This is a genomic window from Streptomyces cacaoi (assembly GCF_006539165.1).
GTDB lineage: Bacteria > Actinomycetota > Actinomycetes > Streptomycetales > Streptomycetaceae > Streptomyces > Streptomyces cacaoi.
On the sequence record NZ_BJMM01000003.1, the window covers coordinates 199,029 to 213,798 of the forward strand.

Below are 14,770 nucleotides of genomic sequence, written 5' to 3' on the forward strand. Positions count from 1 at the left end.
GAGCCGGGCGGATCACCCGTAGGTCCGCCCCTTCCAGGCCGCGCCCCGGCCCCGGTGGTGCTGAACGGCCGAGTCCACCGTCATCGCCGTGTACAGCGCGGCCGTGACCGGCAACAGCGGCGCCAGCCACAGCGGCTGCCGGTAGTAGCGCAGCATCGGCAGATAGCTCAGCGTCATCACCAGCCAGGCGGCGCCGCCCACCGGCGAGCCCGCGCACGCCCACACCGGCGGCACCAGATACACCAGCGCGAGCCCGACGACGGTGCCGGCCAGCAGCAGCGGATTGTTGCGCAGCTGTGCGTAGGCGCTGCGCGAGACCATCCGCCACAGGGGACGCAGCCCGGTGTAGGGCCGCACACTGGTGACCCCCTCGGCCAGGCCCAGCCAGATCCGGCCGCCCGAACGCTGCACGGCCCGGCCCAGGTTCACATCGTCGATCACCGCGTCCTTGATGCTCTCCGGCAGCCGCGCCCGTACGGCCGCCTCCGTACGCACCAGCGCACAGCCGCCGGCCGCCGCCGCGGTGCGCGCCCCCGGCCTGTTGACGCGGCGGAACGGATACAGCTTCGCGAAGAAGTAGACGAAGGCGGGGACGATCAGCCGCTCCCAGGCGGTGACCACCCGCAGCCGCGCCATCTGCGAGACCAGGTCGAGCCCCCCGGCCTCCGCCCCGGCCACCAGCGCACGCAGTGTGCCGGGGGAGTGCGCGATGTCGGCGTCCGTCAGCAGCAGGAAGTCCGGCCCGCCGCCCTCGGCGCGGGCACGGGCGATACCGCACCGGACCGCCCACAGCTTCCCCGTCCAGCCCGGTTCGGGCGGCCCCGGGTCCAGCACCGTCAGCCGCGGCCCGCTCCCGGAGGCGGCGGCCAGCTCGCGGGCCAGCGCCCCGGTGCCGTCCGTCGACCCGTCGTCCACCAGCACGATCTCCAGCCGCCCCGGGTACTCCTGGCCCAGCAGCGAGGGCAGGCTGACCGGCAGCACCTCCGCCTCGTCCCGCGCCGGCACCACCGCCGTGACCGAGGGCCACCGTGCGGGCTCCCCGCCGGCGCCCGGCGGCAGCCGCACATCGGTACGCCAGAAGAAGCCGTGACACAGCAGCAGCCACAGCCAGGCGGCGAGCGAGACGAGGGGAACGACCTGGACCGGCGAGGAGATCAGCGCGTTCATCGGCGGCAGTCTGCCGCACGGCGCCGTACCGGGGCAGCGATCGGGCCGGGGCGGTCCGTGCGGACACCGGCCCGTATGCCCGATCGATTACAGTTGCTCTCCGTGAAGATCGCGCTGATGGACTCCGGAATCGGCCTGCTCGCGGCGGCCGCGGCGGTGCGCCGCGCACGGCCCGACGCCGACCTCGTGCTCTCCTCCGACCCCGACGGCCTGCCCTGGGGCCCGCGCACCGCGGACGACATCACCGCCCGCGCACTGGACTGCGCCCGCGCCGCCGCCGCGCACGGCCCCGACGCGCTCCTCGTCGCCTGCAACACCGCTTCCGTGCACGCGCTGCCCGCGCTGCGCGCCGAACTGGAGCCCGCACTGCCCGTGGTCGGCACCGTGCCCGCCGTCAAACCGGCCGCGGCTGCCGCCGCCGAGCACGGCGGGCCCGTCGCGATCTGGGCCACGCCCGCCACCACCGGCAGCCCCTACCAGCGGCGCCTCATCGAGCAGTTCGGCAACGGCGCGGACATCACCGGTGTGCCCTGCCACGGCCTCGCCGACGCCATCGAGAGCGGCGACGAGGACCTCATCGACGCGGCCGTCGAACAGGCCGCCGCCCGCACTCCCGACGGCGTCGCCGCCGTCGTCCTCGGCTGCACCCACTACGAACTCGTCGGCACCCGCATCCGCGAGGCACTGCGCGGCGACCGCCCCGCCGGGCCGGTGCTGCACGGCTCCGCCCAGGCCGTCTGCGCCCAGGCGCTGCGCCGCGCGGGCTCCGCGCCCCGGCCGCAGGCCGCGCCCGTCGGCGGGCTGACCGTCCTGCACAGCGGACGGCACGCGCCCGGGCTGCCGCCCGCCGCGCTCACCTACGCCGAGGGCCGCCTGCTGGCCGCCCCCAGCCCGGCGGCGCACTGACCGCACCCGCCCGCCGGGGCCTCGCGACGGGCCCGTCCGGCGGCAGTCGTCCACCCTCCGTACGTAGACGATCCGGTTCCGCTGTCCATCCCGGAGACGGGCTGCCCCGTCCGCCCGCCCGGGGTACTCTTCGGGACATGAGGGACTATCCCCGCGACGGCGCTCCGCTCGCCGAGGGCGAGGGGGCTCCCGCCGCCGAATCCGCTCCCCGCGGCCGCACCGAGGTCTGGAAGGGGCGCGCCACCGGCAGAGTCCAGTGGCTGCTCGCGGCGCTCGGCGCCGGCTGTCTGGCGCTGGGCATCGACCTCGCCGTGGACGCGGCGTGGTCCGCCACGGTGGCACCGCTCGTCATGGCCGTCGTCGGCTGTCTCGGCGCGGGGCTGCTCATCCTCTTCGGCACCCTGGCCTTCGTGCACGTCGAGGTGAAGCTCCACCGGGACACCCTGGAGATCCGCTGCGGCCACGCCGGTCTGCCCCGGCGCCGCATCCCCCTGCGGGACGTCGTCGCCGCCGATCACGCACCCAGCGTGACGCCCTGCCACTGGGGCGGCTGGGGCTACCGCTGGCGGCCGGAGAAGGGCACCGCCGTCATCGTGCGCCGCGGCGAGGGCCTCGTGCTGCGCCTCGGCGACGGCCGGGTCTTCACCGTCACCGTCGACGACGCCGAGACAGCGGTGCGGCACATCCGCTCCCGCCTCGCCGCCGTCCGCGGCTGACACTCCGCGTCTCCCCGCGCCCCGGCGACAGCCCGGGGCGCCGGGCCCCGGCGGCGCTAGGCGCACGGCAGCAGCGCCTCCAGTTCCGTGGGGCCGCCCGGCGGGCTGGACAGCCGGACGGCGCCGTCCAGCGCCGCCACCCTGCGCCGCACGCCGAGCAGGCCCGTGCCGCGCGACTCGTCCGCACCGCCCGCCCCGTCGTCCCGTATCCGGACCCGCACCTGCCCCTCCGTGCGCACCAGCTCCACCACCGCACGCGCGGCGCCGCTGTGCTTCGCCGCGTTCGTCAGCGCCTCGGCGACGACGAAGTACGCCGCCGCCTCGACCGGGGCCGGCGCCCGGCTGCGGTCCTCGGCGCCGTCCGCGAGCCCCTCGACGGTCACCCGCACCTCCAGGCCGCTGTCCGCCGCCAACGCCCGTACCGCACCGGCCAGACCGCGGTCGGAGAGCACCGGGGGATGGATGCCGCGGACCACGTGCCGCAGCTCCGTGAGCGCCTCCTCGGCCTGTCGGCGCGCCTCGTCCAGCAGCGGGCGCACATTCCCCTGATCGCGGTCGTAGGCCCGCAGCGCCAGGCCGAGCCGCATCGACAGCGCGACGAGCCGCGCCTGTGTCCCGTCGTGCAGATCCCGTTCGATGCGCCGCAGTTCGTCACCGTGCGCCGCCACGGCCCCGGCCCTGGTGGCGGACAGCTGGGCCACCCGGTCCGCCAGCCGGGCGCTGGGGGAGGGCCGCAGCAGCGCGTGCGAGAACGACGCCTCCAGGGACGCCAGCGCGACGATCAGCGGCAGCACGGCCGGGCGGCGGCCCAGCAGCCCGAGCGCCCCGTCCACGAGGAGGGCGAGCGGCCACAGCACCAGCGCGAGATAGCACAGCAGCAGCCCGTAGAGCAGCTGAGCGCACAGCCAGCCCAGTTCGCGGTAGGTGCCCGGGTCGGTCGCGACCGTGCGGACCCGCTCGGCCAACCGGCCCCGGTCGAGCGGCAGATGGGCCGCCTCGACGGTCACGCCCGTCCACGCGCCGGTCCTGCGCCGCTCGAACCCGGCGAGCAGGTGCAGCAGACGGACGGCCTCCGGCAGCATCCCCGCGCCGACCACCACGACGGTCGCCGCGACGGCGAACAGCATCAGCCCGATGGTCACGTAGCACACGAGACCGAGCGCAGCCCCGGTCAGCAGATGGAGCGTGGCGAGGCCCGCTTTCCGGAGTGCCTGGCGCATGGCGGGCAGCCTAGGCGAGCGGGCCGGTGCCGGTCGGTGTAGCCAGCTTCACCTTTTCGCTGCCGGTGAGCACGCGCCGCACCGGCCTCGCGCCGACCGTCTCCGCCCGGCCCCCGGCCCCCGGCCGGCGGTGCGGGGCCCTGCCGGCGCGTGCCACGTAGGGTCGATGCATGGCTACACCCGACTTCATCCGCGACCTACGGGCCACCGCGGGACACCAGTTGCTGTTCCTCCCCGGCGTCAGCGCGGTCGTCTTCGACGACCAGCGCCGAGTGCTCCTCGGCAGACGTGCCGACAACGGCGCGTGGTCGGTGATCGGCGGCATTCCCGAGCCGGGGGAGCAGCCCGCCGACTGCGCCGTGCGGGAGGTCTTCGAGGAGACCCATGTGCGGTGCACCCCCGAGCGGGTCGTGCTGGTGCACACCCGGGAGAAGCCGGTCGTCTACCCGAACGGCGACATCTGCCAGTACATGGACATCACCTTCCGCTGCCGGGCGACGGCCCTCGCCGCGGCCGAGGCCCGGGTCAACGACGACGAGTCCCTCGACGTCGGCTGGTTCGGCCTCGACGAACTGCCGGACCTGAAGCGGTTCGCCCGCTTCCGGATCGAGCAGGCCGCCGAGACGGAGGGCCCCGCCTGGTTCGGCACAGCGGAAACGGCCCCGGCCTGACGGCCCGGCTTGACGGCTTCGGCCCGACGGAGCCGGCCCGACGGACCCAGAGGGCCCGGGCCCGGGAGGGACCGGCCGCGTCCCGACCGCCACGGCTCGACGGCGGTCCCCCCTCCGGGCCGCACCGCTCGTCCACGCCGGGCCGTGCCGGGCCGCGCGGCAACACCGTTGCGGCCCGGGCGGCCGGTCACAGTCCGTGGCGGCTGTCAGCGGTGACCGCGGCGGAGACGCGGGCCTCGGCCCGCGGTGAGAACGGATGGGCGGCGACGGCCCGGCGGGTCTCCTCGTCGATCAGGTCGGCGTTGATCTGCACTGCTGCGCCGGTGCCGGCCGCGGCCGCCGCGCCCACCTGCGCGATCGGGTCGGTGACATTGCCCGCGACCCACACCCCGGGCACCTCGGTACGCCCGCCCGGCCCGGACGGGACGTACTCGCCGACGCCCGCCGGATGCTCCTGCGTCTTCAGCCCCAGCTCCGCCAGGAAACCGGCGCGCGCCACCATCCGGGACGCCACCGCCAGTGCCTCCCGGCCGACCACCCGGCCGTCCCGGAGGCGCACTCCCGCCAGTCGGTCGTCCACGGTCTCCAGCGCGGCCACCTCACCGGTCACCACGCGGATCCCGCGCGCGGCCAGATGGTCGGCCTCCTCGCCCTCCGGGGCCGGGCCCGTGTGCGAGAAGAGCACGACGTCCCTGCTCAACTGCCGGAACAGCTGGGCCTGGTGCAGAGCCATCGGCCCGGTCGCCAGCACACCGATGGCCTGGTCCCGTACCTCCCAGCCGTGGCAGTACGGGCAGTGCAGGACGTCCCGGCCCCAGCGCTCGCGCAGCCCGGGAACGTCCGGCAGCTCGTCGGTCAGTCCGCTCGCGACCAGCAGCCGGCGCGCCCGGACGCTCCGGCCGTCGGCGAGGGCGACGGTGAACCCGGGCCCCGAGCCGGCCCCGGCCCCCGGCTCCGGCTCGCTCCGTGCGACGGCGCCGACCTCGCCGGACACCACATGGCCGCCGTAGCGGCGGACCTCCGCCCGGCCGCGCTCCAGAAGTTCGGCGGGGCTGGTCCCGTCCAGCGCGAACAGCGCGTGCACGGCTGCCGCCGGGGCGTTGCGCGGGGCCCCGGCGTCGATCACCGCCACCGTCCGCCGTGCCCGGGCGAGTGTCAGTGCGCCGCTCAGCCCGGCGGCGCCCCCGCCGATCACCACGGCGTCGTATGCCCTGCTCAACTCGTCGGTCATCTCGACCACCTCCGCGCACCACCGTGCGCGCCGATTCCCCGGGCGGCAAAGTTCCTTGCTGTCGTGGCAAACTGGCGGGCATGGACGACGATCTGGACCAGGCGCTGGACGCGGTCGGCCCCCGGCTGCGCACGCTGCGCAAGCAGCGCGAGACCACGCTGGCCCGTCTCTCGGAGGCGACCGGCATCTCCGTCAGCACCCTGTCCCGGCTGGAGTCCGGCAGCCGCCGGCCGACGCTGGAACTGTTGCTTCCGCTGGCCAAGGCCCATGGCGTCACGCTCGACGAACTCGTCGACGCCCCGCCCACCGGGGATCCGCGTATCCATCTGCGTCCCGTCACCCGGCACGGGATGACGATGCTGCCGCTGACTCGCCGCGCCGGTGGCATCCAGGCGTACAAGCTCGTGCTTGCCGGTGGCAGCCGTAAGGAGCCCGATCCGCAGACCCATGAGGGCTACGAGTGGCTCTACGTGCTCAACGGTCGGCTGCGGCTCGTCCTCGGTGAGCACGATCTGGTTCTCGCGCCCGGTGAGGCCGCCGAGTTCGACACCCGTGTACCGCATTGGTTCGGTCCGGCCGACGCCCGGGCTGTGGAGTTCCTCAGCCTGTTCGGGCAGCAGGGCGAGCGCGCCCATCTGCGGGCCCGGCCGCGCGCGGCGGACGCGCGGCCGAGGGCCGAGGAGGAGTGAAGCGGGGCCGTGCCGGGCCGTGGGCCGGACGGTCCGGCCCCCGCCCCCGGGTGCGGTTTCACACCTTCCGGTAGCCGTATGCCTCCTCCGCCGCCGCGGTCGGGGTCCGGGTCGACGACGGCGAATCCCTCGACGTGCCCGACCGTCACGCACACCCCGCGGCGAGCCGCTGCCTCATGGAGGCCGCCGGTGGCGCACGGGCTCTCATGGCCGTCTCCGGGCTCCGGCTCCAGCTCCAACTCCGGCTACGCCCAGGCATTTCCGGCTTGTTCGACTGCCGTTTCCCCTCCGTGCGGACTTCCGCACCGGAAGCGCTGATCGCATGGCAGCACCATGGCTACTGACAACGCTACGGCGGAACCGGTCGTCCCACCGGTGCGCCGCCGACACCGCGACGACATTGATCTCCTCCGCGTCATCTGCGCCTGCTCGGTCATCTTCGGACACGTCGGCGGCGAGTGCATGCAGGCGGTCGGCCAGAGTGCGCAGAACGGCCGGGCGGTCTACTGGACGGGCCTGTTCCTCGACTCCGTGACCGCGTGGGCCGTGCCGATGTACTTCGCGATCGCGGGGTGGGCCGTCCTGGTGGGCGCGCCGCCCAGGAACGGCGGGGTCCTGCGCAAGCGCTCCCTGCGCATGATCATTCCGGTGGGCATCTGGTCGGTGGTCTATCTGGCCTGGGGCCGGTTGCGGGACACGAACGGCGAGCCGACCTCCCAACTCGCCCTCGACGCCGTCTTCGGGAGCGTCCGGCCCGCCTTCCACCTCTGGTATTTCTACGCGCACGTCCCCCTGATCCTGCTCCTGGGGTGCGTGATCCTGCTGAAGGCGGGCAAGCGCCCCTGGGGTGTGATCGCCGCGCTCGCGGTGGTCGCGGCGGGGCCGACGGCGCTCAGCGACATCGGCGCGCTGACGGGGTGCGACGTGCCGGAGTTCGGCTGGCAGTTCGGGACCTATTCGCTGGTGTACGCGGTCGTGGGAGCGCTGCTGCTCAGCCTCCCCGCCACCCGGAGCACGCACCGCGTCCGGTGGCTCGCCGGGGCCGTGGTGTCGCTGGCCGTCGTGCTGTGGTCCCAGGACAGGATCCACTTCGTGATCCCCAACGCCAGCATCTTCGTCGCGGCCCTCACCGTCTGCGTGCTGTTCGCGGCCAACGGGCTGCGCATACCGGACCGGTTGCGTCCGGTGCTGGGGAAGCTGACGGACGCGGGGCTGGGGGCCTTCATGTTCCACGTGCTGCTGCTGAAGACGATCGGGCCGTCCTTCATCTCCGCGGACCGCGGCTGGCCGGGCGCGGTGGCTGCGGCGGCGGCCCTGGGGATCGTGACGCTGGCCTCCTCCTTCGGCCTCAGCATGCTGTGGGGCCGTTTGAAGCTGCGGAAGTACCTGGGGTAGCCGGGGCAGCGGGGGCAGAGCGCGGGTGGGCCCGTCGTTCCGGCGACGGCGGACGACGGGCCCACCCGGGGCGTGCGCGGGGTCAGGCGTCCGCGTCGCGGAGCCTGCGCCGCACCGTACGGATCCGCCGCGCCACCCAGCGCGCGGAGGCGCTTCTGCGCCGCAGCTGCACGCGCAGCGACCGGTCGCCGCCGGGCAGCGCCAGCGCGGTCAGGCGGCGGCGCTTGAAGTAGCGGGAAGTGCTGTCGTCCAGGTGGGCCGCCAGCCAGGCGGCGGCGTCCTCGCGCAGCAGCGGGTGGAGCTTCGCCTGCATGCAGAAGCCCACGGTCCGGACCAGCGCCCGGAGTTGCTCGGAGGACTCCGGCGCCGCCGCGGGGGCCTGCCCGGTCTCCTCGACGGCCTCCAGGTCCGGCACCGCGAAGTCGACGATGGTGACCGGAATCCGGTTGCTGTTCTGGTACGGCCTGAGCCGGTCGAGCAGCAGCTCGGTGCCCACCCGGGCGATGGGAACGCCGTAGTAGGTGGCGGCGGTCAGCAGCGCGGTGGAGAAGCAGCCGACGACCAGCGTCGGCCGGCAGTGGGCGTAGACGGCCTCGGCCAGTACGGGCGCCCTCAGCACGTGCAGCCGGACACCGGCCTGTGCCGCGGCCTCCTCCAGGGCCTGGGAGTAGCGGGCGGGGGCCGTGGGGTGCGGCTTGAACACCACCCGTTCGTGCCCGGCCGCCACGGCGCCGCGGAGCATGCGCACGTGCAGCTCTTCCTCTTCCTCGGGCGTGAGGATGTTGAGCGCCGCGAGGTACTGGCCGAGGAGCACGGCGGTCGGGCGGTCCGCAGCGACGCGGACGAGTTCCGGCTCCGTGGCCGCGGCGTCGGCCAGTTCGCCGAGCACGGCGAGGAAGGCGTCGCCGGGGACGGTCTCGGGCTCGACGTCGTGCTCGGCCAGGAGCAATGGGCGCAGCCCCGGCACCAGGTCGAGGTGGAGCAGCCGCTGGATCCGGCAGCCCAGCCACTGGGGGAGCCGTTCGCGGGTGGGGCCGTAGCTCATCAGGCCGTCGGCGTAGACGTGGAGGGCGCTGCCGCCGAAGACCGTGGCCAGGGCCTTGGCGGGACCGGCCTGGATGGACTCGACGATCAGTTCGACGGGCCCGCTGCCGAGCTGCCACGTGTGCCGGAAGAGCCGTTCCCACACGGGGGACTCCTCCCGGCGGGGCGTCCAAGTGCCGGGGTGGTGCGGCCGGATGGCCTCGTTCCAGTCGACGGTCTCGTCGAAACGCGCGGCGAGCGCTTTGAAGCCGTTCATGTCGGGCAGCCGGGTCGCGGCCTCGGGCGTCGCGGCGTTGTTGGACATCAGCAGGATCCGGCGGGCCGTGTCGGGCGGACCGAACCGGCCCGCGTCCAGGGCAGCGGCCAGGGTCGCGGCGCCGTAGAGGGTGGAGACCTCGAAGAGCTGTATGCGTTCGGGCATCTCAGGCCGCCTTCCGTGCCGAGTGGAAGCGGCGCAGGGTGTCGGCCCGCTCCTCGTCCATGCCCGCCAGGGTCCGGACGAGTACGTCCTGGGGCATGCCGGCGAGGGCACCGGCCACCAGCTTCTTCAGACGCCTGGCGACGGGGGCGTGGTAGCGGTCGATCTGGCGCAGGTGGAAGGCGAGCATCGCGCAGTAGGTGCGCACCGCCTTGGGCAGGAAGCGGTCGCGTTCGGGGTCGGCGGCGAGCTGTGCGAGCAGCGTGTCGTAGGCGCGGACGAAGTCGAGCTGCCGGGCGTCGGGTATCTGGGTGAGCGAGGTGGTCACGCCGCGCCGGTAGAAGACGCCGAGCTGCCCGGTCACCGCGAAGGAGCGGGCCGCCAGGTGCAGTTGCCAGGTCCACAGGCGGTCCTCGGCGGTGCGGAGATCGGCCGCGAAGCGCAGCGCGCCATGGGCGAACAGGTCGCGGTGGTAGATGCCGGCCCAGACGAAGGGGTAGTCCACCATCGTCTCCGCGTGCGGCGGTGCGATGGTGCTGCGGGGGCACAGGACCGTGTCGCGCACGGGCGCGGGGGCGCGGTGCACGGTCCGCCGGGTGCCGGTGGCGCGCACGTGGTCGGTCCGTACGAAGTCGCAGCCCAGCTCCTGGATGGTGCGCACGAGCCGGTCGAGGTGTCCGCGGGCGTACCAGTCGTCTCCGTCGAGGAAGGTGAGGTACGTGCCGCGCGCGGCCTCGATCCCGCTGTTCCGGCTCTGGGCGATGCCGCGGTTCTCCTCGTGCCGGACCACGGTGGTGTGCGGGATCCGCTCCTGCCACGCGCGGAGGATCTCCGGTGTGGTGTCCGTGGAGCAGTCGTCCACGAGGATGAACTCGGTGGTGGGCCCGGCGTTGTTGGCGAGGCTGTGCAGGGTTTCTTCCGCGAACTCCTGCACGTTGTGGCACGGCACGATGACGGAAAGGGTGGGCATGCGCGATCCAGGCGGTCAGTCGGGTGGGGAGACCAGCTGAGCAGCCGGTTCTGGATTCCGGGTGAACTCCGGGTGCGCGCGGCAGGGGTCGAAAGGGGCCGGAGCGGACAGATGTTCCAACTTGCGTGAACTAGCGGTGATACATGTCACAGCTCCCCTCGCGGCCGGACCGCGACCGCACGTTCTCCCCAGGTCGGCGGCGACCGCCTCCACCGCCCGGTCCGTCACCGACAGCCCGTTCCGACGACGTGGCGGCTGGACGGGCCGGACGTCGTACGACCACGCGCAACCCTTGCGCCGCGCCTTCTCGTTCACCTCGCGTACACCCGGCCTTACAGGTATCGATCCCCCGGCGGCTGCCCGGGCGACATGGAGAGTGTGGACACTCACGCGGGATGAACCGGCCCCGATGCAAGGAGATGTGAGTGAGCCGTTCCCCTCGTGCCCGGATGTCCGTGCTGGCCGTGACCACGGTCTTCGCCGCAGCCGCCCTGGCCCTGCCGGCCCGGGCCGACCACCGGCCCAGCGGTGACGCCCTGCCCGCCGTGCCGCCGCGCGCGGAGACGCCGACCCTGCACGACGACGACGCGGGCGGTAACGCGGACGCGGACGACCCCGCGATCTGGCGCAACGCCGCCGCCCCGGACCGCAGTCTGGTCATCGCCACCGCGAAGGAGGGCGGCCTGCGTGCCTACGACCTGGACGCCCGGCCGGTGCAGTCGATACCCGCGCCGCCCGCCACGGGTGACGGAGAGGCTCCGGGCCGGTTCAACAACGTGGACCTGGTCCAGCGCCTGCGCCTGTCCACGGGCGAGGCCGACCTGGCCGTCACCAGCGACCGCGGCCACGATCAGCTGAGGTTCTACCGCATCGACCGGGACCGGGCCGGCGGCCCGCTCACCGACGTCACCGACCCCGACGCGCCGACCGTGTTCGCCAAGGACCAGGCCGAGGTCGACGAACAGCGGACCGCCTACGGCCTGGCGACCTGGACGGACCCGTCGTCGGGGAAGGGGTACGCGCTGGTCAGCCGACGCGAGCGCACGAGCATCGCCCTGCTGGAACTGCTCCCGGCCGCGGACGGCAAGGTCACCTACCGCAAGGTCCGCACCCTGGACCTGCCCGACACCTTCCGCCTGCCCGACGGCACCTCCTGGTCGCCGTGCGCCGAGCCCGGAGAGCTGCCGCAGGTGGAGGGCATGGTGGTCGATCCCGCCGACGGCACCCTGTACGCCGGACAGGAGGACGTCGGAATCTGGCGCATGAGCGCCGACCTGACCGGCACCCCGAAGCTGATCGACAAGGTCCGTGAGTACGGCGTCCCCGGCACGTACGACGAGCAGACCGAGGAGTGCACCCTGGGCGACGACCCCGGCTACGGCGGCACGAAGCTCACCGCGGACGTCGAGGGGCTGACGCTGGTCACCGAGTCCGACGGCGACGGCTACGTCCTCGCCTCCAGCCAGGGCGACAACACCTTCGCCGCCTACGACCGGGAACGCGGCGACGACAACGAGTACGAGGGCAGCTTCCGGGTCACCCCCGCCGGACCCACCCTGGACGGCTCCGAGGAGTGCGACGGCGCCGCCGCGCTCCACGCGCCCCTCGGCTCGAAGTACCCGAACGGGCTCCTCGTCGTCCAGGACGGCCACGACGCCCCCGGCGACGCCGACCGGCCCTCGACCAACTTCAAGTTCGTCGACCTCGGCAAGGTCCTCGACTCTCTCGACTGACCCGGACCCGACGTCCCGTGGCGGCGCCGCCACGGGGCGTCGGGCTCACTCCGCCACTCGGCACGGCATGACGATGCTGCCGCTGACTCGCGTTCTCCATGGTCGGCCGCGGCTCGTCCTCGGTGAGCACGGTCTGGTTCTTGCGCCCGGTGAGGCGGCCGAGTTCGACACTCGTGTACCGCATTGGTGCGGTCCGGCCGATGCCCGGGCGGTGGAGTTGCTCAGCCTGTCCGGGCAGCAGGGCGAGCGCGCTCATCTGCGGGCCCGGCCGCGCGCGGCGGACGCGCGGCCGGGGACCGAGAGGGAGTGAAGCGGGGCCGTGCAGACCCTTCGGTCGTCCCCGTCCGGCGGTCCGGCCCCGGCCCCTGAGAGAAGGGCGGTTCACACCTTCCGGTAGTCGTATGCCTCCTCCGCCGCCGCGGCCACCGCGTCCAGGTCGCCGCCGCCCGCGGCCGCCACGACGGCGGCGATCGCGCCCTCCACCAGCGGGGCGTTCACCAGCCGGGCCGGCTCGGGCAGTTCGTCGCCCTCGGCCAGCAGCGCCTTGACGGTCAGTACGGCGCTGCCGAGGTCCACCAGCAGGGCCACTCCCGCCCCGCCGTCCACCCGGTGTGCGGCCTCCGTGATGAGGTCCGCGCTGGTGCCCAGTTCGCCGTCCGGCAGTCCGCCCGCGCCGACGACCGGCGCGTCCGGCACTCCGGCGAGCGCCGCCGCCAGCGCCGCCACGGAGTCGGCGACCTGTGCGCTGTGCGAGACGAGGACGACGCCGACGCGCCCCGAGGCCCCGGCTGTCTCTCCGCTCGTGCTCCCGGCCATCTCAGTCGTCCCCCTCGGTGTCGCCGTACACGGCACGGTCCAGCGCGGCGATCAGCAGGGCCGACGACGTCGCCCCCGGATCGCGGTGCCCGATGCTGCGCTCGCCCAGATAACTCGCTCTGCCCTTGCGCGCCCGGAGCGGCTCCGTGGCGGCGGCGCCCTCCTCGGCCGCCGTGCGCGCCGCGCCGAAGTCGGTGCCCCCGCTCTTCTCCAGCGCGTCCACCGCGGGGACGAGCGCATCGAGCATGGTCTTGTCGCCGGGTGCCGCACCGCCCAGCTGGGCGACGGCGTCGACCCCGGCGCGCAGCGCCCGCGCCAACTCCGCGCCGGGCACCCGCTCCGCGTCCCCGAGGGCCTTGCCCGCGCGCCGCAGCAGCGTCCCGTACAGCGGGCCGGAGGCGCCGCCGACCGTGGAGACGAGGGTGCGGCCCGCCGTCGTCAGCACCGCGCCGGGGGAGCGCGGCCCGTCCTCGGCCAGGCCCTCGCGCACGGCCTGGAAACCACGTCGCATATTGCCCCCGTGGTCCGCGTCGCCGATCGCCGAGTCCAGCTCCGTGAGCCGGTCCGCCGCGCGCTCCACCTCGTCCGCCGCCAGACGCAGCCAGCGGACGAAGACCTCACCGTCCAGGCCGCCCTCCGTGCCGGACTCCGCCGGACCCGGCCCGGGCCCGGCCCCCGGACCGTCCCGGCCGTCGTCCCCCGTCAACTCCCTGCTCACCACGGCTGATCACCGCTCCTTCCGTGTGTCGTCGCGTCCTCGTCGTCGGTCCGCCCCGGCCGCCGCTCACGCACCCCAGCGCAGCCCGGGCGTACGCACGGGGGCGTCCCACAGCCGGAGCAGCTCCTCGTCGGCCCGGCACAGCGTCACCGAGGCACCGGCCATGTCGAGCGAGGTCACATAGTTGCCGACGAGCGTACGGGCGACCGGAATCCGGCGTTCGCCCAGCACCCGGTGCACCTCGGCGCAGAAGCCGTACAGCTCCACCAGCGGCGTCGACCCCATGCCGTTCACCAGTGCCAGCACCGGGCCGTCCGGCCGCAGATCGTCCAGGATCGCGTCCAGCGCCGCGTCCGCGATCTCCCCGGACGTCATCATCGCCCGCCGTTCCCGGCCGGGCTCGCCGTGGATGCCGACGCCCATCTCCAGCTCGCCGGGCGGCAGTTCGAAGGTCGGGCCGCCCTTGTCCGGGGTGCTGCACGGGCTCAGTGCGACGCCGAAGCTGCGCGAGTCCCCGGCCACCTGGCGTGCCACGGCCTCCACCCGCTCCAGCGGTGCGCCCTCGGCCGCCAGCGCACCGGCGATCTTCTCCACGAACAGCGTCGCGCCCGTACCCCTGCGCCCCGCCGTGAACGTGCTGTCGGTGACGGCGACATCGTCCTCCACCAGCACCTTGGCGACGCGCACCCCCTCGTCCTCGGCCAGTTCGGCCGCCATGTCGAAGTTCAGGACGTCACCGGTGTAGTTCTTGACGACGAACAGCACACCCTCGCCGCTGTCCACCGCCGCCGCCGCGCTGACCATCTGGTCGGGCACCGGCGAGGTGAAGATCTCCCCGGGACAGGCCGCGTCGAGCATGCCCGGCCCGACGAACCCGCCGTGCAGCGGCTCGTGCCCCGACCCGCCCCCGGACACCAGGGCCACCTTCCCCGCCACGGGTGCGTCCCGCCGCAGCACGACCCGGCGCTCCACGTCCACCGTCAACTCTGGGTGCGCCGCCGCCATACCGCGCAGCGCGTCCGGGACGACCGACTCCGGCACGTTGATGAGCATCTTCACGGGTACCTCCAAAAAAG

Annotated in this window: 14 protein-coding genes; 6 read left to right on the forward strand and 8 right to left on the reverse strand. The window is 74.3% G+C overall.

From position 1 onward, the window contains the following. Positions 1-12: 12 nt before the first annotated feature. Entirely contained in the window at positions 13-1,167 is a 1,155-nt protein-coding gene (locus tag SCA03_RS04210; protein ID WP_086815194.1) for a glycosyltransferase, read from the reverse strand. A gap of 102 nt (positions 1,168-1,269) precedes the next feature. On the opposite strand from SCA03_RS04210, the gene SCA03_RS04215 reads away from it, so the two are divergent. Then, positions 1,270-2,073 (forward strand): glutamate racemase, encoded by an 804-nt coding sequence (locus SCA03_RS04215; protein WP_170297883.1) that lies wholly within the window; start codon positions 1,270-1,272, stop codon positions 2,071-2,073. A 137-nt stretch (positions 2,074-2,210) separates the two neighbouring features. Continuing rightward, entirely contained in the window at positions 2,211-2,789 is a 579-nt protein-coding gene (locus SCA03_RS04220; protein ID WP_030878813.1) for a hypothetical protein, read from the forward strand. Positions 2,790-2,845: 56 nt separating this feature from the next. Here the strand turns inward: SCA03_RS04220 and SCA03_RS04225 are convergent, their stop codons facing one another. Then, positions 2,846-4,009: a sensor histidine kinase gene (locus SCA03_RS04225; protein ID WP_030878810.1), complete on the reverse strand. Its 1,164-nt coding sequence runs from the start codon at positions 4,007-4,009 to the stop codon at positions 2,846-2,848. A 170-nt stretch (positions 4,010-4,179) separates the two neighbouring features. Between SCA03_RS04225 and SCA03_RS04230 the strand changes: the two genes are divergently transcribed. Further along, complete coding sequence (locus SCA03_RS04230; RefSeq protein ID WP_086815196.1) at positions 4,180-4,680, forward strand: NUDIX hydrolase; 501 nt, start codon at positions 4,180-4,182, stop codon at positions 4,678-4,680. A 187-nt stretch (positions 4,681-4,867) separates the two neighbouring features. On the opposite strand, the gene SCA03_RS04235 is transcribed toward SCA03_RS04230, so the two are convergent. Next, positions 4,868-5,911, reverse strand: coding sequence for an NAD(P)/FAD-dependent oxidoreductase (locus SCA03_RS04235; RefSeq protein ID WP_086815198.1), 1,044 nt, complete (start codon positions 5,909-5,911; stop codon positions 4,868-4,870). 80 nt (positions 5,912-5,991) lie between these two features. On the opposite strand from SCA03_RS04235, the gene SCA03_RS04240 reads away from it, so the two are divergent. After that, a complete protein-coding gene (locus SCA03_RS04240) occupies positions 5,992-6,600 on the forward strand; it encodes a helix-turn-helix domain-containing protein (protein ID WP_030884840.1) in 609 nt (202 codons plus the stop codon). A gap of 333 nt (positions 6,601-6,933) precedes the next feature. After that, on the forward strand, positions 6,934-7,995 hold the full coding sequence (locus SCA03_RS04245; RefSeq protein WP_086815197.1) for an acyltransferase: 1,062 nt from the start codon (positions 6,934-6,936) through the stop codon (positions 7,993-7,995). An 82-nt stretch (positions 7,996-8,077) separates the two neighbouring features. Here the strand turns inward: SCA03_RS04245 and SCA03_RS04250 are convergent, their stop codons facing one another. Further along, positions 8,078-9,460 carry a polysialyltransferase family glycosyltransferase gene (locus SCA03_RS04250; protein ID WP_141275205.1) on the reverse strand — a complete coding sequence of 461 codons (1,383 nt, stop codon included), beginning with the start codon at positions 9,458-9,460 and terminating at the stop codon, positions 8,078-8,080. A gap of 1 nt (position 9,461) precedes the next feature. Further along, on the reverse strand, positions 9,462-10,427 hold the full coding sequence (locus tag SCA03_RS04255) for a glycosyltransferase family 2 protein (protein WP_086815608.1): 966 nt from the start codon (positions 10,425-10,427) through the stop codon (positions 9,462-9,464). Positions 10,428-10,876: 449 nt separating this feature from the next. Between SCA03_RS04255 and SCA03_RS04260 the strand changes: the two genes are divergently transcribed. Continuing rightward, on the forward strand, positions 10,877-12,160 hold the full coding sequence (locus tag SCA03_RS04260) for a phytase (RefSeq protein WP_086815609.1): 1,284 nt from the start codon (positions 10,877-10,879) through the stop codon (positions 12,158-12,160). Between the two features lie 381 nt (positions 12,161-12,541). Here the strand turns inward: SCA03_RS04260 and SCA03_RS04270 are convergent, their stop codons facing one another. From SCA03_RS04270 to dhaK, 3 genes are all read right to left on the reverse strand, one after another. Beyond that, positions 12,542-12,976, reverse strand: a complete 435-nt coding sequence (locus SCA03_RS04270; protein WP_030884863.1) for a PTS-dependent dihydroxyacetone kinase phosphotransferase subunit DhaM — start codon at positions 12,974-12,976, stop codon at positions 12,542-12,544. Between the two features lies 1 nt (position 12,977). Next, positions 12,978-13,604 carry a dihydroxyacetone kinase subunit DhaL gene (gene dhaL / locus SCA03_RS04275; RefSeq protein ID WP_230988494.1) on the reverse strand — a complete coding sequence of 209 codons (627 nt, stop codon included), beginning with the start codon at positions 13,602-13,604 and terminating at the stop codon, positions 12,978-12,980. 156 nt (positions 13,605-13,760) lie between these two features. Then, positions 13,761-14,753 (reverse strand): dihydroxyacetone kinase subunit DhaK, encoded by a 993-nt coding sequence (gene dhaK, locus SCA03_RS04280; RefSeq protein ID WP_030878626.1) that lies wholly within the window; start codon positions 14,751-14,753, stop codon positions 13,761-13,763. Positions 14,754-14,770: the final 17 nt, after the last annotated feature.

Coding starts and splice junctions, on each gene's coding strand:
- SCA03_RS04245 (WP_086815197.1), top strand. CDS start 6,934: ATGGCTACTGACAACGCTACGGCGGAACCGGTCGTCCCACCGGTGCGC.
- SCA03_RS04220 (WP_030878813.1), top strand. CDS start 2,211: ATGAGGGACTATCCCCGCGACGGCGCTCCGCTCGCCGAGGGCGAGGGG.
- SCA03_RS04260 (WP_086815609.1), top strand. CDS start 10,877: ATGTCCGTGCTGGCCGTGACCACGGTCTTCGCCGCAGCCGCCCTGGCC.
- SCA03_RS04235 (WP_086815198.1), bottom strand. CDS start 5,911: ATGACCGACGAGTTGAGCAGGGCATACGACGCCGTGGTGATCGGCGGG.
- SCA03_RS04270 (WP_030884863.1), bottom strand. CDS start 12,976: ATGGCCGGGAGCACGAGCGGAGAGACAGCCGGGGCCTCGGGGCGCGTC.
- SCA03_RS04250 (WP_141275205.1), bottom strand. CDS start 9,460: ATGCCCGAACGCATACAGCTCTTCGAGGTCTCCACCCTCTACGGCGCC.
- SCA03_RS04240 (WP_030884840.1), top strand. CDS start 5,992: ATGGACGACGATCTGGACCAGGCGCTGGACGCGGTCGGCCCCCGGCTG.
- SCA03_RS04210 (WP_086815194.1), bottom strand. CDS start 1,167: ATGAACGCGCTGATCTCCTCGCCGGTCCAGGTCGTTCCCCTCGTCTCG.
- SCA03_RS04230 (WP_086815196.1), top strand. CDS start 4,180: ATGGCTACACCCGACTTCATCCGCGACCTACGGGCCACCGCGGGACAC.
- SCA03_RS04255 (WP_086815608.1), bottom strand. CDS start 10,427: ATGCCCACCCTTTCCGTCATCGTGCCGTGCCACAACGTGCAGGAGTTC.
- SCA03_RS04225 (WP_030878810.1), bottom strand. CDS start 4,009: ATGCGCCAGGCACTCCGGAAAGCGGGCCTCGCCACGCTCCATCTGCTG.